The 24,904-nt window shown below is 68.7% G+C and carries 21 protein-coding genes and 2 rRNA genes; 10 read left to right on the top strand and 13 right to left on the bottom strand.

Annotated elements, in window-relative coordinates; genetic code table 11:
* A 23S ribosomal RNA gene (locus CA951_RS34145) occupies positions 1-102 on the top strand; the annotation flags it as partial.
* Between the two features lie 156 nt (positions 103-258).
* A 5S ribosomal RNA gene (gene rrf / locus CA951_RS34140) occupies positions 259-375 on the top strand.
* 88 nt (positions 376-463) lie between these two features.
* Here rrf and CA951_RS34135 read toward each other — a convergent pair.
* A complete protein-coding gene (locus tag CA951_RS34135; RefSeq protein ID WP_087561077.1) occupies positions 464-2,092 on the bottom strand; it encodes a CdaR family transcriptional regulator in 1,629 nt (542 codons plus the stop codon).
* A gap of 141 nt (positions 2,093-2,233) precedes the next feature.
* Between CA951_RS34135 and CA951_RS34130 the strand changes: the two genes are divergently transcribed.
* Positions 2,234-2,608 carry a UBP-type zinc finger domain-containing protein gene (locus tag CA951_RS34130; RefSeq protein ID WP_087561076.1) on the top strand — a complete coding sequence of 125 codons (375 nt, stop codon included), beginning with the start codon at positions 2,234-2,236 and terminating at the stop codon, positions 2,606-2,608.
* Here CA951_RS34130 and CA951_RS34125 read toward each other — a convergent pair.
* Together CA951_RS34125 and CA951_RS34120 are read right to left on the bottom strand one after the other, a co-directional pair.
* Positions 2,574-3,347 carry an SWIM zinc finger family protein gene (locus tag CA951_RS34125; protein ID WP_087561075.1) on the bottom strand — a complete coding sequence of 258 codons (774 nt, stop codon included), beginning with the start codon at positions 3,345-3,347 and terminating at the stop codon, positions 2,574-2,576. The two genes, CA951_RS34130 and CA951_RS34125, sit on opposite strands and share 35 nt — an antisense overlap.
* The gene (locus tag CA951_RS34120; protein WP_087561074.1) at positions 3,344-6,145 is read right to left on the bottom strand and encodes a DEAD/DEAH box helicase; all 2,802 of its coding nucleotides are present in this window, start codon (positions 6,143-6,145) and stop codon (positions 3,344-3,346) included. Before CA951_RS34120 ends, CA951_RS34125 begins: the two co-directional genes overlap by 4 nt.
* 89 nt (positions 6,146-6,234) lie before the next feature.
* On the opposite strand from CA951_RS34120, the gene CA951_RS34115 reads away from it, so the two are divergent.
* Positions 6,235-7,017, top strand: coding sequence for a TetR/AcrR family transcriptional regulator (locus CA951_RS34115; RefSeq protein WP_087561073.1), 783 nt, complete (start codon positions 6,235-6,237; stop codon positions 7,015-7,017).
* Here CA951_RS34115 and CA951_RS34110 read toward each other — a convergent pair.
* Positions 6,964-8,565: an adenylate/guanylate cyclase domain-containing protein gene (locus CA951_RS34110; RefSeq protein ID WP_087561072.1), complete on the bottom strand. Its 1,602-nt coding sequence runs from the start codon at positions 8,563-8,565 to the stop codon at positions 6,964-6,966. The two genes, CA951_RS34115 and CA951_RS34110, sit on opposite strands and share 54 nt — an antisense overlap.
* A 36-nt stretch (positions 8,566-8,601) precedes the next feature.
* Here CA951_RS34110 and nucS point away from each other — a divergent pair, with 36 nt between their 5' ends.
* Positions 8,602-9,276 (top strand): endonuclease NucS, encoded by a 675-nt coding sequence (nucS, locus tag CA951_RS34105; protein ID WP_043824264.1) that lies wholly within the window; start codon positions 8,602-8,604, stop codon positions 9,274-9,276.
* Between the two features lie 17 nt (positions 9,277-9,293).
* On the top strand, positions 9,294-9,620 hold the full coding sequence (locus CA951_RS34100) for an ATP/GTP-binding protein (RefSeq protein WP_072946972.1): 327 nt from the start codon (positions 9,294-9,296) through the stop codon (positions 9,618-9,620).
* Here the strand turns inward: CA951_RS34100 and CA951_RS34095 are convergent.
* Together CA951_RS34095 and mce are read right to left on the bottom strand one after the other, a co-directional pair.
* Complete coding sequence (locus CA951_RS34095) at positions 9,617-10,708, bottom strand: hypothetical protein (RefSeq protein WP_087561071.1); 1,092 nt, start codon at positions 10,706-10,708, stop codon at positions 9,617-9,619. The two genes, CA951_RS34100 and CA951_RS34095, sit on opposite strands and share 4 nt — an antisense overlap.
* A 68-nt stretch (positions 10,709-10,776) precedes the next feature.
* Complete coding sequence (gene mce / locus CA951_RS34090; RefSeq protein ID WP_072946976.1) at positions 10,777-11,250, bottom strand: methylmalonyl-CoA epimerase; 474 nt, start codon at positions 11,248-11,250, stop codon at positions 10,777-10,779.
* Positions 11,251-11,344: 94 nt separating this feature from the next.
* Between mce and CA951_RS34085 the strand changes: the two genes are divergently transcribed.
* From CA951_RS34085 to CA951_RS34075, 3 genes are all read left to right on the top strand, one after another.
* Positions 11,345-12,538 carry an acetyl-CoA C-acetyltransferase gene (locus CA951_RS34085; protein ID WP_087561070.1) on the top strand — a complete coding sequence of 398 codons (1,194 nt, stop codon included), beginning with the start codon at positions 11,345-11,347 and terminating at the stop codon, positions 12,536-12,538.
* Positions 12,539-12,601: 63 nt separating this feature from the next.
* A complete protein-coding gene (locus tag CA951_RS34080; protein WP_087561069.1) occupies positions 12,602-12,973 on the top strand; it encodes a DUF3817 domain-containing protein in 372 nt (123 codons plus the stop codon).
* A 118-nt stretch (positions 12,974-13,091) separates the two neighbouring features.
* Positions 13,092-14,009 (top strand): tetratricopeptide repeat protein, encoded by a 918-nt coding sequence (locus CA951_RS34075; RefSeq protein WP_087561085.1) that lies wholly within the window; start codon positions 13,092-13,094, stop codon positions 14,007-14,009.
* Between the two features lie 70 nt (positions 14,010-14,079).
* On the opposite strand, the gene CA951_RS34070 is transcribed toward CA951_RS34075, so the two are convergent.
* Genes CA951_RS34070 through CA951_RS34055 form a run of 4 tightly spaced genes read right to left on the bottom strand, consistent with a single transcriptional unit; the run spans position 14,080 to position 18,247 of the window.
* Positions 14,080-15,390 (bottom strand): MFS transporter, encoded by a 1,311-nt coding sequence (locus tag CA951_RS34070; RefSeq protein WP_087561068.1) that lies wholly within the window; start codon positions 15,388-15,390, stop codon positions 14,080-14,082.
* A gap of 20 nt (positions 15,391-15,410) precedes the next feature.
* Complete coding sequence (gene dgoD, locus CA951_RS34065) at positions 15,411-16,559, bottom strand: galactonate dehydratase (protein WP_087561067.1); 1,149 nt, start codon at positions 16,557-16,559, stop codon at positions 15,411-15,413.
* A 54-nt stretch (positions 16,560-16,613) separates the two neighbouring features.
* Entirely contained in the window at positions 16,614-17,240 is a 627-nt protein-coding gene (locus CA951_RS34060; RefSeq protein WP_087561066.1) for a 2-dehydro-3-deoxy-6-phosphogalactonate aldolase, read from the bottom strand.
* A complete protein-coding gene (locus CA951_RS34055; RefSeq protein ID WP_087561065.1) occupies positions 17,237-18,247 on the bottom strand; it encodes a 2-dehydro-3-deoxygalactonokinase in 1,011 nt (336 codons plus the stop codon). Before CA951_RS34055 ends, CA951_RS34060 begins: the two co-directional genes overlap by 4 nt.
* Positions 18,248-18,314: 67 nt before the next feature.
* Between CA951_RS34055 and CA951_RS34050 the strand changes: the two genes are divergently transcribed.
* Positions 18,315-19,091 (top strand): IclR family transcriptional regulator, encoded by a 777-nt coding sequence (locus CA951_RS34050; protein ID WP_256974207.1) that lies wholly within the window; start codon positions 18,315-18,317, stop codon positions 19,089-19,091.
* A gap of 12 nt (positions 19,092-19,103) precedes the next feature.
* Here CA951_RS34050 and CA951_RS34045 read toward each other — a convergent pair whose 3' ends face one another.
* The 3 genes from CA951_RS34045 to CA951_RS34035 are packed head-to-tail and all read right to left on the bottom strand — an operon-like array spanning position 19,104 to position 24,788.
* The gene (locus CA951_RS34045; protein WP_373414783.1) at positions 19,104-20,555 is read right to left on the bottom strand and encodes a neutral zinc metallopeptidase; all 1,452 of its coding nucleotides are present in this window, start codon (positions 20,553-20,555) and stop codon (positions 19,104-19,106) included.
* A gap of 16 nt (positions 20,556-20,571) precedes the next feature.
* The gene (glgB, locus tag CA951_RS34040; RefSeq protein ID WP_087561063.1) at positions 20,572-22,770 is read right to left on the bottom strand and encodes a 1,4-alpha-glucan branching protein GlgB; all 2,199 of its coding nucleotides are present in this window, start codon (positions 22,768-22,770) and stop codon (positions 20,572-20,574) included.
* Positions 22,770-24,788, bottom strand: a complete 2,019-nt coding sequence (locus tag CA951_RS34035) for an alpha-1,4-glucan--maltose-1-phosphate maltosyltransferase (protein WP_087561062.1) — start codon at positions 24,786-24,788, stop codon at positions 22,770-22,772. The genes glgB and CA951_RS34035 overlap by 1 nt, the downstream gene beginning before the upstream one ends.
* Between the last annotated feature and the right edge of the window lie 116 nt (positions 24,789-24,904).

Raw genomic sequence — 24,904 nt, 5'->3', positions numbered from 1 at the left:
AGGGGGTAAGGCCCCCGGCAGACCACCGGGTTGATAGGCCAGAACTGGAAGCCAGGTAACTGGTGCAGGTGACTGGTACTAATAGGCCGAGGACTTACCACAAAGAAGCTACGCGTCCACTGTGCAGTATCTGAAACAACACACACGATTCACCATGCTCTTCGGGGAATCGTGTGTGGGCGAAGCCCCTGTCTTGTGATGGGGGTCAGCGTTCACTCGATTCACATGCGGAGCATGTGTGTGACAGTTTCATAGAGTTACGGCGGCCATAGCGGAGGGGAAACGCCCGGTCCCATTCCGAACCCGGAAGCTAAGCCCTCCAGCGCCGATGGTACTGCACCCGACAGGGTGTGGGAGAGTAGGACACCGCCGAACATCCGTTACCGAAAGCCCCCCAACACTTGTTGGGGGGCTTTCGGCATTTCAGAACAGTTTTGCCGCAGCCGTTGCCGCACAGACCTTTTCACCCCGATGCACCGCCGGCCAGGACCTGCAGCGCCCGTGACGCCAGATGAAGATTCAGGCGGGTGTCCACACTGCGGAGATCACGGCCGGTCAGTTCGTGGATGCGGGACATCCGGTACCGGAGGGTGCTGCGGTGGATCCTGAGGGCCTGCGCGGTCTCGTCGTATTTGCCGCCGCATTCGAGGTATTGGGCGAGCGTGGCCGTCATCGTGCTGCGGTGCTCCCGGTCGTAGTCGAGCAGGGGGCCCAGCCATTCCTGCACGAACGCCTCGACATCTCCGGTGGTGCTGTGCGAGTCGAGAATGCGGTAGACGCCGAGTTCGTCGAACAGTGCCACACCGCGAGGAGAATTCGACTGCTTGCGGATTTCGAGGGCGCGCATCGCGTGGGTGTACGAGTCGGGGAGTGTGCTGGGAGAGGTGCATTCGGATCCGACCCCGACTACCCCGACTACCCCGACCGTGGGGCCGAGCGACTTCTCCAACGCTGCGAAAACGGTGTTCACGTCCGTCTTCGCGTCCATGACGGCGGCGAGGACACCGGTTCGGTGCTCGTTGCCGTGAACGAGGAGGGCCGACGAGTCGGTGGCCGTCAGGTGGCGACGGAACGCCTCCGTGACGGACTCGACGGGCGTGTCCGGACCCCAGTGGACGACCAGGACGCGTTGCGGTGTGTGCAGGTCGTAGCCGAGGGCGTCGGCCCGCGAGTAGGCGCTGTCGTCGTCGGTGCCGGCCAGTAGGTCGGCTCCCAGGTCGCGGCTCAGCCGCGCCTCCGTCTCGGCGAGCGATCTGCGGTGCGCCATGTCGACGGCGAGCATCGTCGCGGCGTGCTCCAGGGCGACAGCGTCGAGTTCGGTGGCCTTGTGCTCCGGGTCCGACAGATACAGGACACCGAGAAGTGTCTGTCCGGGCCGGACCAACTGCACGATCCGGTTGTCGTCCCGCAGCGGGCCCCCCTCCATCGCGGCGCGGCGCAGGACGTCGACCCGGTTCCCGCCGCCGACCTTGCGGTACCGGGGTGCCGGGACGGACGTGTCCGGCCCGGCCGAGACGCGAAGATTGCCGAACGCGTCCTCGATACCGACGGCGAGTCCGGTCACCTGGTGAAGGGTCTCGGCAATGGCGGTCTCGTCGGCGCCGGTCGCGGCGAGTCGCCCGAACGTGCGGTGGATCTTCGCTTCCTCCTCGAGTCGCGCGGCCCTCGTGCCGATCACGGTGATCTCGTCCGTGGCCTCGCGCAGGTGGCGTTCCTGGGTGGCGGCCCGGGAGCTGAGCGACGCGGCGCGCAGGGCCGACCCCACGTGCTGAATCAACAACTCGAGGAGCGTCGCCTGCACCGGTGTCGGCGGGTAGTCGGCCCGCAGTGTCAGCGATACCGGTCTGGACCACGAATCGTCGAGCAGCACGCGGTGCCGCCAGACGTCGTCGTCGGGAACCTCGCCCGTCAGGACGCTGACGGGTTCGACCGAGAAGGGGCCGAGTTCGGGGAGGGCCTCGGCGAGCAGGGACAGGATCTCGTCCCGATTCCCGCAGTCGTGCATGTGTGCGGTCACGGCCAGCACCGCCGACAGGTTCGTGGCCCGCGGGGTGTGATCGACCCTCGGGTCTGGGGCTGCATCCAGATCCATGGCATGGAACTACCCCGTTTTGCGCCGTCGAAACCGGGACGCTGTCCGGCGGGGCCGGATTTCGGGGGATTCTTTCGTTCCGCCGTGACCATGTGGCGAGACGGATCAGCCGCCAATCTTGGTAACTGAGGGGTGGCACTTATGACCCAATCCAATAATTGGCACGATCCCGATCTGAACATGGTTCGCGATGTCGTCGCGCATACGTCGGACGGGTGCGAGGGCTGTCTCGCACTCGGTACCCGCTGGGAGCACCTGATGTTGTGCCTGACGTGCGGGTATGTCGGGTGCAGCGACGGATCACCGATGCGGCACGCGCGACATCACGCGGAACGCAGCGGTCATCCGATCGTCCAGTCGCTCCACGCGGGGGACAACTGGCGCTGGTGCTTTGTGCACGACGTCCAGATCTGCACGCCGTATCCGGCGACCGGGGCCCGGGTGGTCGCACCCAGCCTGGTGCCTGGGCCGGCGGACGACCTCAGACACGGTCTCCGTATCGCGAAATCGCAGTGACGATCGCAGACCAGACGGCGTCGGCCCGAACTTCCGGGGGAGCGGCGTCGAGCCAGCGTGGCCGCACGAGGCTTCCGCCGGGTCGCGGCGGCGCCGGAAGCGGTCCGGGTACTGCGGCGTAGGCATCCGACGCGGGCACGGGTACGCACGAATCGTCGAAGGATGACCGGGATGTTTCCGCATCCGCGCCGTGCCTGAGTTGCAGAATCTCCTGTCCCTCGCGTCCGCGCAGCAGGAAGAACAGCAGCGGGTCGTCGTCGAGCACCCACGCGGCCTGATACAGCACCGCGGCGGCGTGGCGGCACGGCACGTCCCACTCCTCGCACGTGCAGGTCGCGTCGGCGTCGAACATCGACGGAATCAGTGACACGTCGACGGCCGCGAGATCCTCGTCGAGTTCGCGAGGGAGCGTGCCACTCGACAACTGGGCGACGTGACCGCTCCGCGACGCGAGGGTCGCGAGCACCTCGCCCCACTGGCGCTCGTCGAGCGGGTCCACCCGGATCCGCACGTGCAGGCTCTCGTCGTCGGTGTGCACGTCTGCGGAAACGAGCCCGGGCGCGAACGTGAGCGGACCGAGCAGTCCGCCACGGGCGTAGGCGCGTCCGCGTTTGAGCGTGTCCGAATCGAGCGCGGCCTGCTCGACGTCGTCGACCCAGCGCTGCGCCCACCACGTCCTGCCGCGCGTGCGGCGGCCCTTCTGCGCAGGGAATCGGGGATGCGTGACGGCGTCGGTCACAGGTCACCTCCGAAGTCGTAGTCGGGGCTCAGGGCAACCAGCCGGGCGAGCTCGCCGTCGGTCAACTCGGTGAAGGCGTCGGCGCCGTGCGACAGGACCGAGTCGGCGAGTTGCCGCTTGGACGCGAGCATGGCGGCGATGCGTTCCTCGATGGTTCCCGCGGTGACGAGGCGGTGCACGACAACCGGGTGCGTCTGACCGATGCGGTACGCGCGATCGGTGGCCTGATCCTCGACCGCCGGGTTCCACCAGCGGTCGAAGTGGACGACGTGATCGGCCCGGGTGAGGTTCAAACCGGTGCCTGCGGCCTTGAGGGACAGGATCAGGACAGGGATAGCACCGTTCTGGAAGCGTTCGACCAGGTTCTCCCGGGCCGCGACGGACGTGCCTCCGTGCAGGAATTCGCACGCCACCCCGCGCGTCGTCAGGTGCCGTCGCAGCAGCCGTCCCATCGTGGTGAAGTGGGTGAACACGAGGGAACGCCCGCCCTCCGACAGGTTGGTGTCGATCAGCTCGTCGAGCAGACCGATCTTGTGGGAACGGCCGGTGAGCGCGGCGTGTTCCTGGCCGAGGTACTGGGCGGGGTGATTGCAGATCTGCTTGAGACCGGTCAGCAGCGACACGATGCTGCCGCGCCGACCGATGCCCTCGCTCGTCTCGATCTGCTCCATGGCCTCGCGGACGAGCGCCTCGTACATGCCGGCCTGCTCCGGGGTGAGCGTCACGTCGAGGTCGATCTCCGTCTTCGGTGGAAGCTCGGGAGCGATCCCCGGATCCGACTTCCTGCGCCGGAGGACGAACGGCGAGATCAACGCCGCCAACTCCGCCGCGCGGTCGGGCCCGTCCTCGCCGGCCGAGTCGTCGTAGCGGCGCCGGAACTGCGCGTACGGACCGAGGAGACCCGGGGTGACGCCGTCGAGGATCGACCAGAGGTCGCTGAGCCGGTTCTCCACCGGTGTGCCGGTGAGGGCGACGCGCGCCTGTCCCGGAATCATGCGCAGCGCCCGCGTCACGGCAGCGGCACGGTTCTTCAGGTGCTGCGCCTCGTCCGCGACGACCAGACTCCACGCAGTGCCTGCGAGGACTTCGCAATCGAGCCGCATCGTCGCATACGTGGTGAGGACGACGGTGTCGCTGCCGTCCGCGACCGTCTCACCGGGAGGCCGGCGCTTCGGGCCGTGGTGGACGAGGACACCGGTGCCCGGTGCGAAACGTTCGATCTCCCGCCGCCAGTTCCCCAGCAGGGACGCGGGACAGACCACCAGCGTGGGTCCCGCCGTGTCCGGGTCCTGCTGCCGGTGCAGGTGAAGCGCGATGAGGGTCAACGTCTTTCCCAGGCCCATGTCGTCGGCGAGGCAGGCACCCAGGCCCCGCGACGTGAGCCCGGCGAGCCAGCGGAATCCGGTCAGCTGGTAGTCCCGCAACTGCGCGCGCAAGGCTGCGGGGACCGGCACGGCCTCCGGATCCCCGTCCGACAGCTCCCGCGCCACCGCCGCGGCCGCCCCGTAGGAGTCGACGCGGACGTCGTCCTCGCCGCGCCTGGCCCGGCCGGTCAGCGATGCCCGCAGCGCCTCGATGGCCGTCATCGTTCCGGTCCGCCTCTGAAGGGTCTTTCGAATCGTGTCGGAGTCCGCGACGACGTACCGGTTGCGAAGTTTCACGACTGCCCGCTTCGCCGACACGAGCTCTTCCATCTCCTCGCGCGTGAGCACGTCCTCGCCCACCGCGACGCGCCAGTCGAAGTCGAATGCACGGTCACCGCCGAAAGCGGCTGCGCCCTCACGGGATCCGGGGTCGCCGAGGACGATGCGGGTCGACGTCTGGGCGACCAGTTCGCGCGGCCAATGGATCTGGACGCCCCGCTCGCGCAGCCGACGGCCGGCGTCCGCGGCGAGGGAAGCCAGGTCGTCGTCCTCGAGCCGGATGCGGTGCGGCGCCTCCGCCCGCAACAGATCTTCGAGAGGCGCCCAGTCCTCGGCCGCGCGGTGGAGTGCACCGAGAACCTCCATCCGCGGGTCGGCGGCGAACGCGGACTCGGCGAGCGTCGGATGCCGCCACAGATCGACGGCGTCGCACACCACTCCGGGCCGCGCGACGCCGTGCACCTGGACCGTGGCGTCGAACTCGCTGTCCGAGAGATCGACCGCGCCGGGATCGACGGGGTTGATCCGCAACGACAGCGCGATCGCCTCAGGTGTCAGGGCGTCCGCCCACGCCCGCAGTTCCGGGGAGGGTTCGGCATCCCACGCCAGGTAGGGGCCCGCGTCGGCGGGCGAGCCGAGTCTCGGGACGGTGTCGACGACCGCGGTGAGGAAGTTGCGCAGGACGTCCACGGCGGCGGGGAGGCGAACTTCCTCGGCAGGCGGATCCCCGAGCGGGACGGCGCGGGCTTCCGGCGGGAGTGCGGCGGCCAGCAGACGCAGGTGCGATGCGTCCTCGTCGTCGAGGGCGCCGAGCCGCCAGACGTCGCGGCCGTGCGGTGTGACCGAGGGGAGGACCTTGCCCGCTCCGAGGTAACCGACGGCGGTGCGGGCGCAGGCAGCCCAGAACGCGACCGATCGATGGGCCGTGTCACCGGGGTCCAGAGCCAGCAGCATCGGCAGCGCGTCGGCGAGGGAAACAACTTGCGTCGGAACGCCGTTCACCGCTCCACCCGCGGCGATGAGGGTGCGGGAATCGGCACTCGGAGGCCGCGGCCCGTTCGGTGAATCGCTCCAGAACAGCAGGCGGGAGTCGCGGGGAGGATCGGCGGGGGTGAACGTGGCCGCGCAGCCGGCGAGGGTGGACTCTGCTGTCACTACTGCGCCTTTCGCCGGGTTTATGGTACGCCGTACGTCAACGAGGCGGCGCGCGGAATTGTTCCCGGGCGCCGTGGGAAGATCTCGGCATGGGTAGAAGCGCGACACCGGAGGGCGACCCCGCCCACACCATGGAGTTGCTGTGGGGTGGCGGCACCGCGCCGATCTCGCGTCCCCGCAACGGCAAACCCGGCCTGACGCTCGACCGGATCGTCGAGGCCGCCGTCTCCGTCGCGGACGCAGAAGGGCTGGACGCCGTCTCGATGCGCAGGCTGGCAGCCGAACTCGGCGTCGGCGCGATGTCGCTGTACACGCACGTTCCCGGGAAGACGGAACTGGTGGAGGTGATGCTCGACCGCGCGCTGTCCACGCTCGAACCGGGCGACGACACCGACACGGGGTGGCGGGACCGTCTCACCGCGGCGGCGCACGACTACTTCCAACTGCTGTGCGCGCACCCGTGGATGCTCGGAGTCGTCGCGCTGAGCCGGCCGGTCCTCGGGCCCGGTGGGATGGCAAAGTACGAGCGGGAACTGCGCGCGGTCGAGGGACTGGGACTGCCGGACCTCGACATGGACTCCGTCGTCACACTCCTCGACAGTTTCGTCGCCGGCGCGGCGCGGGCGGCGGTGGACGCGGCCGCGCTCGCCGCCCGGGGTGAGGCGGACAGCGAGTGGTGGCAGAGCGTCGCGCCGCACTTCGAGAAGGTCTTCGACCCCGAGCGGTTTCCGCTCGCCGCCCGGGTCGGGGCCACGGCAGGGGAGCACCACAACGCCGCGTTCTCGCCCGCCCACGCCTTCGAATTCGGTCTCGCCCGGCTACTCGACGGAGTCGGCGCCCTCATCGTCGGCGGCGGAACCGGCGGGGATTAGTTCGGCGGGAACGGCCAGCGTGGTCGGCTCGAGACGTCCGCGCAGGGTGACGGTGTCGGTGCATTGCCACCGCGCGCCTTCGTCCTCCGACGCCGCGTCGATCGCCCGCTCGGACGCGACGACGTGCCCGGGAACATTCTTGGCGAGCTCGGACAACCGCGCTGCCTCGTTCACCGGATCGCCGATCACCGTGTACTCGAAACGTTCGTGGGCGCCGATGTTTCCGGCCACGGCGCGACCGGCCGCCACCCCGATTCCCGCATCGCATTCCGGCACCTCGGCGGTGAGCCGTGCGCGGAGTGCCCGAGCGGCGGACAGGGCCGCACCGGTGTGGTCGTCCAGCGCCATCGGTGCCCCGAAGATGGCCAGTGCGGCGTCGCCCTCGAACTTGTTGACGAACCCGCCCCGCCGGTCGACCTCGTCGACGACCACGTTGAAGAACCGGTTGAGCAGATCCACGACCTCCGCCGGAGACCGGGTGGCCGCGATCGTGGTGGACCCGATGATGTCGACGAACAGCACTGCCACGTCGCGTTCCTCCCCGCCGAGTTCGGGGTTGTGCCGAAGCGCCTGCGACGCCACGTCCTGCCCGACGTGCCGCCCGAAGAGGTCGCGGATCCGCTCCCGTTCGCGCAGTCCCTCGACCATCCGGTTGAACCCGGTCTGCAGTGCGCCGAGTTCGGTGCCGTCGTACACGACGACCTCGGCCTCGAGATCGCCGTCGGCCACCTTCGCCATGCCCTGCGCCACCGAGCGGATGGGCGCCTCGGTGGCGCGCACACTGATCACCACCAGCAGCAGGCCGAACACCAGGATCACCCCGCCGAGCGCGAGGATCGACACCGCGAGGCTGGTCGGGCTCGCCGGACGGATAAAACTGAAGATCGCGATGAGCATCAGGCCCAGCACCGGAACGCCCGTCCCGAGGATCCACGCCAGCGCCGTGCGGCCGGTGATGCCGAGCGTGCGGCGGGGTTGCGGTCCATCCGATCCGAGTGCGCGGGCGGCGACGGGCCGGAGCGCGAACTCCGTCAGCAGGTAGCAGAAAGCGCAGACCGTGATGCCGGCCATCGCGATCGTGAACGCGACCTTCGGGATGGTCTGGGGATCGATGAGGCCGTACAGCGTCGTGAAGAAGACCAACCCGATGCCCCACAGCGCCGCCTGGACCCGGGTCAGGCGCCACGGGGCGCGGAACGCCGCCGACCGGTCGTGGTCGGTGGGCACGTCGTCCTCCGTCGCCCATCGCAGATCCGACACCAGTCGCTTGGTGCCCCAGGTCACGCCGATCAGCACCGCGCACAGCACGAACACCGGCACAGCCACGAAATTGGCGATCGCGAACTCGCTCGCCCACACGCTCGGTCCGGGCACGACGACGCTGATGAGCAGGCAGGTGATCACCGCACCGACGAGATTGGTGAACACCAGCGGGGCGGTCAGCAGCAACTGGACACGGATACGGCGCCTGCGGGGACTCTCGTCCGGCGATCCCAGCAACCACGACCCCAGTGGGGCGACGGATCGGCGAGGGCTGCGCATAGTCATTCGAGACTAGTCGGCGCGATCCCTTAGGGTGGGCGGGTGCGCCTAGTGATTGCCAGATGCCGAGTCGACTACGTAGGCCGTTTGACGGCACATCTGCCCACCGCTCGTCGCCTGTTGTTGATCAAGGCCGACGGTTCCGTGAGCATCCACGCCGACGACCGCGCCTACAAGCCCCTGAACTGGATGAGCCCGCCCTGCTGGCTCGTCGAGGACTCCGTCGAGGACGCCGAAGCCCTGTGGGTGGTGACCAACAAGGCCGGTGAGGAACTGCGGATCACCATCGAGGAGATCGAGCACGACTCCCGTCACGAACTCGGGGTCGACCCCGGGCTCGTCAAGGACGGTGTCGAAGCTCACCTGCAGGAGTTGCTCGCCGAACACGTGGAAACGCTCGGCAACGGCTACACATTGGTCCGGCGTGAATACATGACGGCAATCGGTCCCGTCGATCTGCTGTGCCGGAACGCCGACGGCGCGTCCGTCGCCGTGGAGATCAAGCGACGGGGCGACATCGACGGTGTCGAGCAACTCACGCGGTACCTCGAACTGCTCAACCGCGATCCGCTGCTCGCGCCCGTGAGCGGCGTCTTCGCCGCCCAGCAGATCAAGCCGCAGGCCAAAACCCTTGCCACCGACCGCGGAATCCGGTGCCTGGTGCTCGACTACGAAGCGCTGCGCGGCACCGAGAGCACCGAGTTCCGGCTCTTCTGAGGGCCTAGGCTGAACCCGTGCCCCGTCGTAAACCGCAGCGGAAGAACACACGCCGCAGCGCGCCCCCGGACAACTCCGAGGGCTCGCTGTTCGGCAGTGCGCTGATGCGTCAGGAATCCGGTCCCGCCGGCGACGCGGACGAGAGCTACATCGTCCGCACCATCCCCGGGGCGCGGGCGACCAAGTCGTACCGGTGCCCGGGCTGCGATCACGACATCCGGCCCGGTGTCGCCCACCTCGTCACCTGGCCCGCCGAATACGGCGGAGCCGAGGACCGGCGGCACTGGCACACCGGGTGCTGGTCGGGACGCAGCACCCGGGGCCTCACCCGCAGGTGGTCCTAGCTTCCGGCCTTCACGGTCCGCTGACCCGCAGGCCGGTTCGCCTGGGTCTTCTCGACGGTGGACAGCACCGCGGTGTCCTCGTCCGAGTTGTCCGTCTCGTCCTCGGACTTCTTCACCGAATCGTTCGACCCCGACTCGGTCTTGCGGTCCGCTGTGCCGTTCGGTGCGGACTTGCCGCTCGGGTTCTCGTTCGGTCGCTTCTCGGAGTTCGACGCCGCGGTGTCGGGCTGCGCGTCGAGGAGTTCGCTCTCCCGGTTGACCGACGCCAACATGGCGGGAACGGAATCGAGCTGCCCGCGAATGCCCAAGAGCTGCGCCAGGATCCGGCCGCGGAGCACGCGAAGCTCCTCCGCGAGTTCCTTGGCGTGGGCGATCTTGCGCTCCGACTGGTCGGTGGCCGCCTGCAGCCTGCGCTCCGCCTCGTGCGTGGCATCCGCAAGACGACGCTGCGCCTCGGCCTTGCTGGTGGCCTCGAGCTCGTTCACCGCCGTGATCGTCTTCTGGCGGCGCTCGGACATCGAGAGGTCGAAGTCTTCCTGAACCTGCGAGCGACGCAGTTCGGCTTCGGCGGCGAGGCGGTCGCGCTCGGACTGCGCGGCCTCGACGATCTTCGCCGCCTCCGTGCGGGCCTTCGCCATGGTCTGCTCGTGCTGAATCTCGAGCGCGCTGCGGCGGTCTTCGAGTTCCGCGACCAGCGACTCGTACTGGCCGCGAAGCTGCGCGGCTTCCTGCTCGGCGACGGAGATCATCTCGGCGGCATCGGCCTCGGCCTTCGCGCGCACCTCGGACGCCTCGTCCGACGCGAGCCGGAGCATGCGCGAGATGCGGTCGCTCATTCCCTCCGCGGTGGTCGGCGGAACCGACAGGCGGTCGACGTCCTTGCGGAGGTCGTCGATCTCGTCCCGCGCGTCGTCGAGTTGCTTGGCGAGGTCCCGCGCCTGCGCCGCCGCGGCGTCGCGGTCGGCGGCAGTAACGCGGAGCTCGGCGTCGAATCGCTCGAAGTAGTTGCGTACCTCGTCCCGGTCGAATCCCTTACGCACGGTGGAGAAGGGAAGGGGGATCGAACCACGGTCCTGCTCGTTTACCATGGCCGCCAATCTACCTGGGCAAAGTAGAACTTGTCTCTGCGCCTGGTACCCGGCGGCCGGTCACAGCTCTAGTGGGTCGCCGACGGCTCGACCAGCTCGACGAGAACTCCGCCCGCGTCCTTCGGGTGCACGAAGTTGATGCGCGAGTCGGCGGTTCCGCGGCGGGGTGCGTCGTACAGCAGCCGGACGCCGCGCTCGCGCAACTGGGCGGAGATGGCGTCGATGTCGGTGACGCGGTACGCCAGCTGCTGGAGACCGGGACCGCTGCGATCGATGAACTTGGCGATGGTCGAGTTCTCGTTCAACGGCGCGAGGAGCTGCAGTGCGGTGCTGCCCGCGGGAGCGCCGACGACGCTCAGCATCGCTTCGCGCACGCCCTGCTCCTCGTTCACCTCTTCGTGTGTCGACACCATGCCGAGGTGCTCGGAGTACCACGCGATGGCGGCGTCGAGGTCGGGAACGGCGATGCCGACGTGGTCGATGGCGGTCACCAGATCCGAGGACAGCGGCGACGTGGACTGGGTGGGAGAGGACTGTGTCATGGTCCCGACGTTAGCGCTACCGTTTCGGTAGTTCTCGTCGGGATGTGACTTCCGTCGCCCGGCACCCGCCCATTCGTCTCACGCGGAGGAAATCGTGACCAGTTCTGTGATCGTCGCCGGAGCCCGGACCCCGATGGGCCGGTTGCTGGGTTCGTTGAAGGATGTGTCGGGTTCCGATCTGGGTGGGGTGGCGATTCGCGGTGCGCTGGAGAAGGCGGGCGTCGCCCCCGAACAGGTCGAATACGTGATCATGGGCCAGGTGCTCACGGCGGGGGCCGGTCAGATCCCGGCGCGGCAGGCCGCCGTGGCCGCCGGGATCGGGATGGACGTGCCCGCCCTGACGATCAACAAGGTGTGCCTGTCGGGGATCGACGCGATCGCGCTGGCGGATCAGCTGATCCGGGCCGGCGAGTTCGACGTCGTCGTCGCCGGCGGCCAGGAGTCGATGTCGCGGGCCCCGCACCTGCTGGAGAAGTCGCGGGAAGGGTTCAAGTACGGCGACGTCACGATGCGCGACCACATGGCCTTCGACGGGTTGTACGACATCTTCACCGATCAGGCGATGGGCAGTCTGACGGAATCGAAGAACGCGGAGGACGGGCAGCGGATCAGCCGGGAGGAGCAGGACACGTTCGCGGCGGCGTCGCACCAGAAGGCGGCGCGCGCCTGGAAGGACGGGGTCTTCGACGACGAGGTCGTTCCGGTTCCGGTGCCGCAGCGCAAGGGCGATCCCCTGCTCGTCGGCTCCGACGAGGGCGTGCGGGGCGACACGACCGCCGAGTCGCTGGCCCGGTTGCGGCCGGCGTTCAGCAAGGACGGCACCGTCACCGCCGGGTCGGCGTCGCAGATCTCGGACGGCGCGGCCGCCGTCGTCGTGATGAGCAAGGAGAAGGCTCAGGAACTGGGGCTGTCCTGGATTGCGGAGATCGGCGCGCACGGGGTGGTGGCGGGCCCGGATTCGACGCTGCAGTCACAGCCGGCGCGGGCAATCGCGAAGGCGTGCGCCAAGGAAGGGATCGACCCGAAGGACCTGGACCTGGTCGAGATCAACGAGGCCTTCGCGGCGGTCGGGATCGCGTCGACGCGGGAGCTGGGACTGGATCCGGAGATCGTGAACGTCAACGGCGGCGCGATCGCGATGGGGCATCCGCTGGGGATGTCGGGTGCGCGGATCGCACTGCATCTGGCGCTCGAGTTGCGCCGTCGCGGTGGCGGCGTGGGCGCGGCGGCCCTGTGCGGTGGAGGCGGTCAGGGTGACGCCCTGATCGTCCGCGTCCCCAAGGCGTGACAGACGACGGTCCGTGGTGGTGTGCCTCACACCACTACGGGCTGTCGTAGATGGTCGGGCACAATGGTCGGCATGGCGAACGTCTTCGATCTCAGCACCACGGCCAAGCGCTTCCGATTTGTCGCAATTCTGGAGGCATTCACCTGGCTCGGCCTCCTCATCGGCATGGCCTTCAAGTACCTGCCCGCCGACGGCAACGAGATCGGCGTGAAGATCTTCGGCCCGATCCACGGCGGCGTCTTCGTCCTGTACCTGCTCGTCTCGCTGTGGACCGCGCGCAAGCTGAGCTGGAACCTGGTCACCACGTTCTGGGCGCTCGTCGCCAGCGTCCCGCCGTTCGGCACCGTCGTGTTCGAGGTCTGGGCGGCCCGCGCCGGCCGCATGGCTGAACTGTCCCGGACGAGCGCGGTCAAGGGCGAACCGTCGCTCGTCTGACCAAGTTCGCGGTAGGCACGGCCCGCATTCCGGCGCCCGCTCGAATCGTGACAAACTGGTGGACGTGACTCGACCAGGTTCTCGTCCGTCAGCGCGTTCCTCAGCAGTGGCCGCAGCCATGAGCGGAGCAGTCGATCTCTCCGCCCTCAAGGAGCGTGCGGCCGCTCCGCCCCCGCCCGCGCCCACACCCTCCGGGGACGGCGCCGCTCCGGCCGCCCCCGGCGGCACCGGCCTCACACCCGTCATCGACGTCACCGAGGCGACGTTCGAGGCGGAGGTCCTCGTCCGGTCCCAGCAGGTCCCGGTCGTCGTGGACCTGTGGGCTACCTGGTGCGAGCCGTGCAAACAACTCTCACCCCTGCTCGAGAAGCTGGCACACGAGGCCGGTGGCACCTGGGTGCTCGCCAAGGTCGACGTCGACGCCAACCCGCGTATCGCGCAGGCCTTCGGTGTCCAGTCCGTCCCGACCGTCGTCGCCATCGCCGGTGGTCAGCCGCTCGCCGACTTCCAGGGCGCACAGCCCGAACCGCAACTGCGCCAGTGGCTCGCCGCGGTCCAGCAGGCGGTCGCAGGAAAACTGTCCGGACCTCCTGCCGGTAACGGCGACACGGAGGAGCCCGAGCCGGAGGACCCGCGTTTCGTCGCCGCCGAGGCAGCGCTCGACGAGGGCGATCTGGCGGCGGCCGAAGCCGAGTTCCAGAAGATCCTCGACACGGAACCGGACAACGCGGAGGCGCAGGGCGCGATCCGTCAGGTGCGTTTCCTCGCCCGCGTGCAGTCCGTCGATCCCGGTGCCGTCGCCGTGGCGGACGCCGCCCCGGCCGACATCGACGCCCAGCTGCAGGCGGCGGACGTGGAGCTCTACTCCCAGGCACCCGATGCGGCGTTCGCCCGCCTCATCGGTGTCGTCGCCCGCAGCGCCGGCGACGACCGGACGCGGGTGCGGACGCGTCTGCTGGAGTTGTTCGAACTGTTCGACCCTGCCGAACCGGTCGTCATGACCGCGCGCCGGAAACTCGCCGCCGCACTGTACTGACGAGGAACCGGTACTGACGTGGAACCGGGGTGAGTGCGTTCGGCGCTCACCCCGGTTTCGTCGTCAGTGATCAGCTGCGGACGCGCTCCACCCGTCCGACCAGGAAGACATAGGACGCGATCCCGACTGCGGTCACCACGGTCATGTAGACGAATCCCGGAGCGAAACTGTCGTCGGTGACGAGCAACCCGATGACGATGGGCGTGGCGATCGACGACAGATTGCCGATGAAGTTGAACATTCCGCCGGTCAGCCCGAGCAGCCGTTCCGGTGCGAGTGCCGACACCAGCGACCATGTGATCGACGCGAGTCCGTTGCCGAAGAACGCGATGGACAGGAACACGATCACCATCGCGGTCGAGTCGGTGAAGTTCGCGCCGATCATCGCGACGGTCAGCAGCAGTCCGACGATGATCGGACCCTTCCGGGCGACTCCGAGCGAGACCCCCTTGCGCAGCAGGAAGTCCGAGAACACCCCGGAGAACAGCACACCGACGAGCGCCGCGACGAACGGCAGCGACGCGAGGAATCCGGACTTGATGTAATCCATCCCCCGGTACTCGACGAGGTAGGTGGGGAACCAGGTGAGGAAGAACCACAACGTCGACGTGAGGCAGAACTGCCCCAGGTAGATGCCCCACAGCTTGCGCCTGCCGAGGACGGTCGCGACGTCGGTGCGCGTCACGGCCGGACGTTCCGGTTGCTGCTCGTCCACGAGGTCGACGAGTCCGCCGCCGTCGCGGATCAGGTCGATCTCGGCGTCGTTCGCGCGGGAGTCGCGTGGCTCGCGGTAGAACGCGTACCAGACGGCGCCCCACACCGCTCCGACCGTTCCGGTCACGATGAACACCCAGTGCCAGGACAGCACGGACTGCAGCCAGGACAGGAACGGGGTGAGCAGGGCCAGTCCGATGAACTGTCCGGACGTGTAGAAGCCGATCACCGTCGCCCGTTCACGCTCGGGGTACCAGGCCGTCGCGACGCGGTTGTTGATCGGATACGCGGGCGCCTCGAACACGCCGACCAGCAGTCGCAACGCGATGAGCGCCACGAATCCGCCGATGACACCCATGAACGCGGTCGCGATCGACCACAGGATGAGGCAGGCGGGGTAGAGCACTCTCGGGGGTATCCGGTCGACGAGCCAGCCGCCGGGAATCTGCAGCGCCGCGTACGTCCACCCGAACGCGGACAGCAGCAGACCCTGCTGGGCCTTGGAGAGGTCCATTTCGTCCGCGATCGCGGGCATCGCGATCGACAGGTTCGCCCGGTCCATGTAGTTGATGACGACGGTCACGAACAGCATGACCGCGATGAGGACGCGCGCCTTCGACGCCTGCGCCGCGACCGACGTGGAGCGGCCGTTCTGGGTCTGCACCATTTCCTTCACCACTCCTGCCCTCACCACTCCGCGAAGGAGCCGTCGCTGTGCCGCCACACCGGGTTGCGCCAGCGGTGGCCCTCGGCCGCCCGTTCGATTACGTACTCCTCGTTCACCTCGATGCCCAGCCCGGGGCCGGTCGGGATGCGGACCTGACCGTCGGCGTACGTGAACACGGACGGGTCGACGAGATAGTCGAGGAGATCGTTCGACGTGTTGTAGTGGATGCCGAGGCTCTGTTCCTGGATGGTCGCGTTGTAACAGCCCGCGTCGATCTGCAGGCACGTGGCCAGGGCGATCGGCCCGAGCGGGCAGTGCAGCGCGAGCGCCACGTCGTACGCCTCGGCCATGTGCGCGATCTTGCGGGCCTCGGTGATGCCGCCGCAGTGGGACGGGTCGGGCTGGATGATGTCGACGGCCCCGGAAGCGAGAACGGATTTGAAATCCCAGCGGGAGAACAATCTCTCACCCAGTGCGATCGGGATCGGCGACTGCCGGAGCACGTCGACGAAACCGTCGACGTGCTCGGAGAGCACGGGTTCCTCGACGAACATCAGCCGGAACGGTTCGAGTTCCTTCAACAGCACCTTGGCCATCGGCTTGTGCACCCGGCCGTGGAAGTCGACGCCGATGCCGATGTTCGGGCCCACGGCGTCGCGCACCGCGGCGACGTTGGCGAGGCACCGGTCCACCTTGTCCCAGGAGTCCAGGTACTGCAGTTCCTCCGTGCCGTTCATCTTCACCGCGGTGAAGCCGCGGTCGACGACCTCGCGCGCCGCCTTCGCGGTGTCCGCGGGACGGTCGCCGCCGATCCAGGAGTAGACCTTGATCCGGTCCCGGACCCGGCCCCCGAGAAGTTCGTACGCCGGCACGCCGAGGGCCTTGCCCTTGATGTCCCACAGGGCCTGGTCGATGCCGGCCAGCGCGCTCATGTGGATACCGCCGCCGCGGTAGAAACCGGCCCGGTACATGACCGTCCACAGATCCTCGATCTGCGTCGGATCCTGCCCCACCAGGTAGTCGGACAGTTCCTCGACCGCGGCGGCGACGGACGCCGCCCGGCCTTCGAGCACCGGCTCGCCCCAGCCGACCACGCCGTCGTCCGTCTCGATCCGCAGGAACAGCCACCGTGGGGGCACGGCGTACGTGGTGAGTGACTTGATCTTCATGGAGTCCTCCTGTGCGGGGCCGTGGTGGTGGCCCCGGTCGTCGTCGGTGTCGGTTCAGGCGGCGTCGGCCGACCAGATGTTCATCAAGGCGAGGGCGCGGTCGCGGACGGTGCCGGCGCTGTCGCCGGGCCGGTAGAGGCAGGTGCCGAGTCCCGCGCCGCCCGCGCCTGCGGCGGCCCACTCGGCGAGGTTGGTCCGGTCGACGCCGCCGACGGGGAGCAGTTCGACCTCCGCGGGCAGGACGGCCCGCCACGCCCGCATCCCCGCAGTCCCGACCGAGTCGGCGGGGAACAGTTTGATGCTGCGCGCTCCCGCACCCACTGCGCTGAAGGCCTCGGTGGGGGTGGCCGCTCCCGGGTACGGGTGCAGGTTCCGGGCGACGGCAGCGCCGATGACCTCGACGTCGCTGTTGGGGGAGACGATGATCCGGGACCCGGCCGCCTCGGAGCGGATCACGTCGTCGACGCTGAGGACGGTGCCGGCGCCGACGACGCAGACGTCGCCGACGGCCGTCGCCAACCGCTCGATCGAGTCGAACGGCCGCGGGGAGTTCAGGGGGACCTCGATGGTCGTGAAGCCGGCGTCGACGAGGGCGGAACCGACTGCGACGACCTCCTCCGGGGTGATGCCCCGCAGGATGGCGATCAATCCGGTGGTCGTCGTGGTGGCAGAGGTGCTCACAGGGTCTCCTTCTCGGGAATGGTGGATGCGTCCGGGTCGAGCAGTCCCGCGTCGATCGCCACGCGCCACAAACCATGCGCGGCGGCCTCCTCGGCGACGATGTCGGCGGCCACGCCGTGGACGCGCAGTCCCGCCGCATAACGACGGCAGAGATCGGCGTTTCCGCACAGCAGGATTCGGTGCCCGGCGGCGTAGTGCGGCAGGAGATGCCGGACCTCGTCGGCGATGATCACGCCGGAGACGTAGTCGGGCAGCGACGCCGGATCGAGGAGTCCGTCGAGCACGAGCGCCCGCGCCCCGAACAACTCGGCGGGCAATCCGCGGGACTGTACCGACGTTCCCGTGGCGAGGCCGCGACCGAAGGCGGCGTCGTCCCGCACCCCGGTGGTTGCGGTGCGGCCGAGGATGCCGTGCTCCATCACCAGGCCGTACAACTCGCCGGACATCGCCGTCGCGAACGAGACGATCTTGTGGTCCTCGACGCGTGCCCACTTGCTGTGCGTTCCGGGGAGCACGATGGTCAGTGGACCGTAGGTCGGCGGGAGCAGGCCCAGGGCCCCGATGATCTGCGTCTCCTCGCCCCGCATCACGTCGCCGGGCACCGAACCGTCGGCGGCGGAAGCGACGCGCAGGCCGGGCACGAGGTGCAGAATCCCGCGGGGGTGGGGGACCGTTGTCAGGTCGCCGGCGCCGATGGCGAGATCGGTCGGCGTCGTCACGTAGCCGGCCTCACGCCAGCCCTGGGCGCTGCCCACCATGCCGCAGGCGATCGCGGGGAGATCGGGGGCGTCCGCGATCCAGTCGCCGCAGGCCTCGTCGAACGCGGCCTCGTAGGCGCGGGTGCGCGATTCCGGGTCGTCCCCGGTCATGCCGAGCAGTCCGAAGTCGGGCCTGCGAACGTCCAGAATGCGGCCGCCGTCGCCGAGGAGCCAGGCGCGCTGCGAAGACGTGCCCCAGTCGAGGGCGATCAGGCGCGGTGGTGAGGTGTCGGGGGTGTTCTGGATCACGCAAACCACTATCAGACGCGAATCCCATAATGACGAACGAGGTCCCTATATGTGGGACAGTGGGGGTGTGACCGAACCGACGAACGACATTCCCCCCGGCACCCAGACACTGGCCCGGGGGCTCGCCGTCATCCGTGCAGTCTCCGACGGCGCGCAGGATCTCCGTGCGGTCGTCGACCACACCGGGCTGGGACGCAGTACCGCGCACCGGCTCGTGCAATTGCTGGTCCACGAGGGGTATCTGCGCACTGGGAGCCGCGGCTACACCCTCGGCCCGACGCTGATCGAACTCGGTTTCAAAGCCCTCCACGGCAACCCGCTGCCCGTCGTCGCGCGCCCGATCCTCGAGGAGTTGTCGGCGCACGTGCACGACACCGTGCACCTGGCGGTCGAGGACGGCGGCTCGGTGCTGTACCTGGACAAGCTGCCCGGATCGCGCGGTGCGGAGATGCGTTCGCGCATCGGTCACCGGATGCCGCTGACCCGCGCAGGGGTCGGCAAGGCCCTGCTGCTCGACTCGGCCGAGCGCTGGGATGCGCTGTACGAGAGCGACGCCGCGCAGGCTCCGCGACCCCCGGCCCGCGGACACGGCGCGCACGCCGACTTCCGTAGGCGGATGGAGGACTACGCGCGGATCGGGGCGGCCATGGACCTCGAGGACAACGAACCAGGAATCCGCTGCGTCGCGGCCCCGGTGCGGGACGCGTCGTGCGCGATCGTCGGAGCGATCAGCGTGTCGGCCACGAGCCCGTACATGCCCGACGAGCGGATGCGCGGCCTCGTGCCGGTCGTGTGCCGGGCTGCCGGACGGATCTCCGCGGCGCTGGGCTACCGGGAGATCTGAGCCGGCGACCGGTCAGCGGTACCGGCCCTCGCAGGCCTGCTCGCCGCCGAGCACGCCGGTGCGGAAGGCGTCGACCCGGGAGAACCCGCTCGGCACGGTCTCCCCGTTCACGTCACTGGCGGCGAGGCCGTCGGTGAGAAGCCCCGACACGGCCTCGTCGAGGTCGCCGGGGGACAGCCACACGCTGCCTTCCGCCAGTGTGGCCGGACTCGCCGGGCTGAGCGCGCCGGTGATGACCCCGGACAGGCAGGCGGCCCGCAGCGCGGTCTGCGGTGAGTGCAGATCGTCGCCCCGGTCCCGCTGCAGCGCCAGGGTGTACCGCGAGGCGAGAAGGACGTACGCGTTGTAGTCGCCGGTGAGCTTGGTCTGGAACAGTTCACGGCGGCCCGGGCGTCCCGGTGTGCCGCGTTCGGCGAGGGCGTCGACACTGACCCCGATCGTGTTGGTGGCCGGGCAGTACGACACCGGTTCCGTCACGTCGGCGTCCGCGCAGCCGAGGTCGGCGCCGTCGAGTTGCAGCGTGGGCGGATCGCTGAGATCGAAGATCTGCTGGAACGACGTGAAGAACGCCTCGACGGACTCGTCGGTGACGGGAAGTTCACCGTCGTCGCTGTCGTCGGCGAACCGCTGCGGCAGATCCGCGCGCCGCGAGTCGATCTCCTTCTCGTCGATGCGCGTGCACGCTGCCGGGCCGTCCGTGAACCCGATCTGGGTGGCGGTGACACGTTCGAACGCCGAGCCGTGCACGTTGTCCGGATCGTTCGGGTCGGTGTCACCGATCGCCACCGCCGACGCCAGCACCTTGTTCAGCCCGTCCGACGTGTTCAGCGTGAAATGGGGCGCCTTGCCTTCCGCGATGTGCCGCATGAACGCCCCCGCGAAACAGTCGGCCTGCTGTTCCCGCACGATCCCGCCGCCCACGTTCTCGTCGGCGATTCCCGCCTTCGTCTGGACGGCGTGCCCGTACTCGTGCGCCAGCACGAAGACGGCGGCGACGACGCCGAACTTCTCCACGACCTCCGGCAGCAGGAGCGCCCGGTCCCAGCCGATGGTGTGGTCGGTGCTGCAGTAGCCGGCGTTGAGGAGTTCCTCGGTGCTGTCTCCGCAGAACCGGGGGCCGTCCGAATCCCGCGGATCCCAGGAGATCAGCTCCTCCACCGGTTCGAATTTGCGCTGGAACAGCGCCGGGAACTCGGTGCGCCAGTAACTCTCGATGTCGCTCACCGCGTTGGCGGCCATCGTGTCGATCTCCCCGTCGTCGGTGCCGGTGACGGGAAGGCCGGCGTCGGGTGCGCCCTTGCGGGCACCGCTCGGCCCCGACGTGGCATCGAGGCCCGCCACCTTGAACGGATCGTCGTAGATGGACGCGGCCTCGCCGTCCACCGAACGCGCGCACCCCGACAGCACGACCGCAGTCGCGGCCAGAACGCCCAAGCTCGCAGCCCACAGCCGACGTCGGATCAGCAAGGCCGTGCCTTCATCAACGCTCCAGACTCATCCAGATCGCGCCGTTCGCGGGCAGTGCCACCTCTGCCGAGGCGGGACGGCCGTGCCACGGCTGCGAAGTTGCCGTCACCGCACCGAGATTTCCCCAACCCGATCCTGCGTAGACCTCGGCGTCGGTGTTGAGAATTTCACGCCATTCGCCCCGTTCTGGCAAGCCCACACGATAATTCGCGTGCGCGGAGCCCGAGAAATTGAACAGGCACGCCAGAATCGACCCGTCGGTGCCGTACCGCAGGAAGCTCAGGACGTTGTTCGCGGTGTCGTTGGCGTCGATCCAGGAGAACCCGCCCGGTGACGTGTCAAGCGTCCACAGTGCCGGGTGCTCGCGGTACGTGGCGTTGAGGTCGTGGACGAGCCGGAGCAGACCGCGGTGGAAGCCGCCGGTGTACGGGTCGTCGAGCTGATACCAGTCGAGTCCGCGTTCCTCGGACCACTCCGCGGTCTGCCCGAACTCCTGACCCATGAACAGCAGTTGCTTGCCGGGGTGCGACCACATGTACGCCAGCAGGGCCCGCACGCCGGCGGCCTTCGACCAGTCGTTGCCGGGCATCCGCGTCCACAGCGTGCCCTTGCCGTGCACCACCTCGTCATGGCTGATGGGGAGCAGATAGTTCTCGCTCCACGCGTACATCAGGGAGAACGTGATCTCGTGATGGTGATAGCTGCGGTGGACGGGGTCGTGCGCCAGGAACCCGAGGGTGTCGTGCATCCACCCCATGTTCCATTTCATGTTGAAACCGAGACCGCCGACGTTGGTTGCGCGGGTGACACCCGGCCACGCCGTCGACTCCTCGGCGATGGTGACGACCCCACGGTGCTGCTTGTGGACCGTGGCATTGGTCTCCTGCAGAAACGCGACTGCCTCCAGGTTCTCCCGGCCGCCGTGGATGTTCGGTGTCCAGCCACCTTCCGGCCGCGAATAGTCGAGGTACAGCATCGACGCGACCGCGTCGACGCGCAGACCGTCCACGTGGAACTCGTCGAGCCAGTACAGCGCGTTGGCGACAAGGAAGTTGCGGACCTCGCGTCGCCCGAAATCGAACACGTACGTTCCCCAGTCGAGTTGCTCGCCGCGCTGGGGATCGCTGTGTTCGTAGAGCGGTGTGCCGTCGAACCGGGCCAGCGCCCACTCGTCCTTGGGGAAGTGGGCGGGAACCCAGTCGACGATGACGCCGATGCCGGCGGCGTGCAGGTGGTCGACGAACCACCGGAAGTCATCGGGGGAGCCGAACCGTGACGTGGGCGCGTAGTACGACGTCACCTGGTATCCCCAGGACCCGCCGAACGGGTGCTCGGCGACCGGCAGCAGTTCGACGTGCGTGAACCCCGTCTCCGTGATGTGGGTGGCGAGTTGCTCGGCCATCTCGCGGTAGTTCAGCCCGGGCCGCCACGACCCGAGGTGAACCTCGTACACGCTCATCGGGGACTGTGCGGGTTCGGTGGCCGCCCGCTGGGCCAGCCAGTCGGCGTCGTTCCATTCGTACGTGCTCACCGACACCCGGGACGCGGTCGCGGGAGGGACCTCCGTCGCGAAGGCCATGGGGTCGGCCTTGTCGCGGACAGTGCCGTCGGGGCCGTGGACCCGGAACTTGTACAGGTCGCCGACCTCGATGCCGGGGACGAACAACTCCCACACCCCGGTGGATCCGAGCACCCGCATCGGGAAGTTCCGGCCGCTCCACCCGTCGAAATCGCCGATCACGCTCACCCCGCGGGCATTGGGAGCCCACACGGCGAACGAGGTGCCGGTGACGGTGCCGTCGGGCGTGTCGTAGCGGCGGCGGTGCGCGCCGAGGATCTCCCACAGCCGTTCGTGCCTACCCTCGCCGAACAGGTGCAGGTCGAGTTCGCCGAGCGTGGGCAGGAACCGGTAGCCGTCGGCGGAGACGTCGTTGTGACCACCCGGCCACGTCGTGGACAGCCGGTAGTCCATCAGATCCCGGTACGGCACCAGCGCCCCCCACACACCGTGCGCGAGGTGCTCCAGCGAGAAACTCGTCCCACCGATGACGGCGTCGACTGCCTCCGCGTAGGGGCGCAGGGCACGGATCACCGTGCCCTCGGGATGCGGGTGGGCACCCAGGATCGAGTGCGGGTTGTGATGCTCGCCCCGGGCCAGCAGGTCCAGGTCGGCGGCGTCGGGTGCGATGGCGACAGGCGGTTCGACGGTCACTATGTACCTCCGCGGTAGGCCAGCTTCGTTCTGGCCGGATAGGGAATCGACGGTAGTGCCAGGATATGGGCCACGGCCCGCCACGGTTCGAGGCGCACGAAGTTGGTCTGCCCCCAGTGATACTGCTCCCCGGTGACCTCGTCGAGCACGGTCAGGTGGTCGTGCCAGTCGCGGCCCAGCGCCGGCATGTCGAGCCACACGTTGCCCTGCTCGGCGCCGTACGGGTTGAGATTGATCACCGTCAGCACGGCGTCGCCGGTGGTGGCGTCGAACTTGGAGTACGCGATCAGGGCGTCGTTGTCGACGTGGTGGAAATGGATGTTGCGCAACTGCTGCAGCGCCGGATGCTGCCTGCGAATCCGGTTGAGCGCGGTGATCCACGGTTCCAGTGACTCGCCGCGGGCGGCCGCTCCCTCGAAGTCGCGGGGGCGCAACTCGTACTTCTCCGAGTCGAGGTACTCCTCACTGCCCGGACGCACCGGAACATGTTCGTACAGTTCGTATCCCGAGTACACGCCCCACGTGGGCGACAGGGTTGCCGCCAGCGCGGCGCGCAGCGCGAACATGCCCGGACCGCCGGTCTGCAGGCTCTCGTGCAGGATGTCCGGGGTGTTGACGAAAAGGTTGGGACGCGCCTCGTCGGCCTTGGCGGCGATCTCCTTGCCGAACTCCGTCAACTCCCACTTGGCCGTCCGCCACGTGAAATACGTGTACGACTGCGTGAACCCGCGGCGGGCGAGACCGTACAGTCGCGCCGGACGGGTGAACGCCTCGGACAGGAACAGGACGTCCGGATCCGTCTTCTTGACCTCGGCGATCAGCCACTCCCAGAAGTCCGCAGGTTTGGTGTGCGGGTTGTCGACCCGGAAGATCTTGACGCCCGCCGCAACCCAGTGCCGCACGACCCGCAGGACCTCCGCGTAGATGCCGTCGCGGTCGTCGTCGAAGTTGACCGGGTAGATGTCCTGATACTTCTTCGGCGGGTTCTCGGCGTAGGCGATGGTGCCGTCGGGGAGGACGGTGAACCATTCCGGGTGCTTCTTCGCCCACGGATGGTCCGGTGCGGCCTGCAGGGCCAGGTCGATCGCCACCTCCAGGTTCAGCTTCTTGGCGGCAGCGATGAACGCCTTGAAATCGCGCATCGTCCCGAGTTCGGGATGGATCGCGTCGTGGCCGCCCTCGTCCGAGCCGATCGCCCAAGGCGAACCGACGTCCTCGGGGCCCGGGGTCAGCGTGTTGTTGGGGCCCTTCCGGTTGACCTTTCCGACCGGGTGGATCGGCGGCAGGTACACCACGTCGAAACCCATCGACGCGATGCGGGGAAGGGCCGCAGCGGACGTCGCGAACGTCCCGTGGCGGGGCTTGCCGTTCTCGTCCCGGCCCCCGGTGGATCGGGGGAAGAACTCGTACCACGACCCGAAAAGGGCACGCGTGCGATCGACGAGCACGGTGTGCGCCTCGCTCTTCGTCACCAGTTCGCGCAGCGGATGCGCGCGGAGCAGTTCGGTCACGTCCGATCCGAACGCCGGAGCCACCCGCTCGGAGAGGTGACGGTCGGAACGCAGCGACGCCGCGACCCCGGTCAGCCGTGAACGGTCCGCGCGGGGGACGCCCTTCGCGGCACGCTCGAACAACCGCGCACCGATCTCGAGGTCGTTGGCCAGTTCGGCCGGACCCTGCCCCACCGCCAGCTTCGCCTCGACCGCGTGCTTCCACGTGGTGATCGGGTCGCTCCAGGCCTCGATGCGGAACGTCCAGAGACCCTCACCGGTCGGGGTGAAGGAGCCGTCGACGGTGTCGGGCACCGGACCGCTGGTCATGGGAATCCGGAACGTCGCCGAGCCGCCCGAAGAAGCACTGCGCGGCCCCCGCACCGCAAGCGTGGCGGCCACGGCGTCGTGACCTTCGCGCCACACGGTTGCCCGTACGGGAAACACCTCACCCACAACGGCCTTGGCGGGAAAGCGGCCGCACCCGACGTTCGGTTCCACGTCGTCGATTCCGAGTCGACCTGTCACACTGGGCTCCGTTCCATAGCCGGAAGTTGCCGGCGGCTCGTGGGCTGGGCCGCCCGTTCAACCGTAATGGAGTCGACCGGTTCCTGTCCGGATTGCAGATCTGACGTCCACCCGGC

Origin of the sequence: Rhodococcus sp. NCIMB 12038 (assembly GCF_002165735.1) — a bacterium.
GTDB lineage: Bacteria > Actinomycetota > Actinomycetes > Mycobacteriales > Mycobacteriaceae > Rhodococcus_F.
The sequence above is the reverse complement of the archived record's forward strand: the minus strand, read 5'-3'. Positions and strand labels throughout refer to the sequence as shown.

Bases quoted from the DNA above. Each gene is read 5' to 3' on its own strand.
- CA951_RS34135 (WP_087561077.1), bottom strand. From the start codon at position 2,092: ATGGATCTGGATGCAGCCCCAGACCCGAGGGTCGATCACACCCCGCGG.
- CA951_RS34130 (WP_087561076.1), top strand. From the start codon at position 2,234: ATGACCCAATCCAATAATTGGCACGATCCCGATCTGAACATGGTTCGC.
- CA951_RS34115 (WP_087561073.1), top strand. From the start codon at position 6,235: ATGGGTAGAAGCGCGACACCGGAGGGCGACCCCGCCCACACCATGGAG.
- CA951_RS34110 (WP_087561072.1), bottom strand. From the start codon at position 8,565: ATGACTATGCGCAGCCCTCGCCGATCCGTCGCCCCACTGGGGTCGTGG.
- CA951_RS34095 (WP_087561071.1), bottom strand. From the start codon at position 10,708: ATGGTAAACGAGCAGGACCGTGGTTCGATCCCCCTTCCCTTCTCCACC.
- mce (WP_072946976.1), bottom strand. From the start codon at position 11,250: ATGACACAGTCCTCTCCCACCCAGTCCACGTCGCCGCTGTCCTCGGAT.
- CA951_RS34080 (WP_087561069.1), top strand. From the start codon at position 12,602: ATGGTCGGCATGGCGAACGTCTTCGATCTCAGCACCACGGCCAAGCGC.
- CA951_RS34075 (WP_087561085.1), top strand. From the start codon at position 13,092: ATGAGCGGAGCAGTCGATCTCTCCGCCCTCAAGGAGCGTGCGGCCGCT.
- CA951_RS34070 (WP_087561068.1), bottom strand. From the start codon at position 15,390: ATGGTGCAGACCCAGAACGGCCGCTCCACGTCGGTCGCGGCGCAGGCG.
- dgoD (WP_087561067.1), bottom strand. From the start codon at position 16,559: ATGAAGATCAAGTCACTCACCACGTACGCCGTGCCCCCACGGTGGCTG.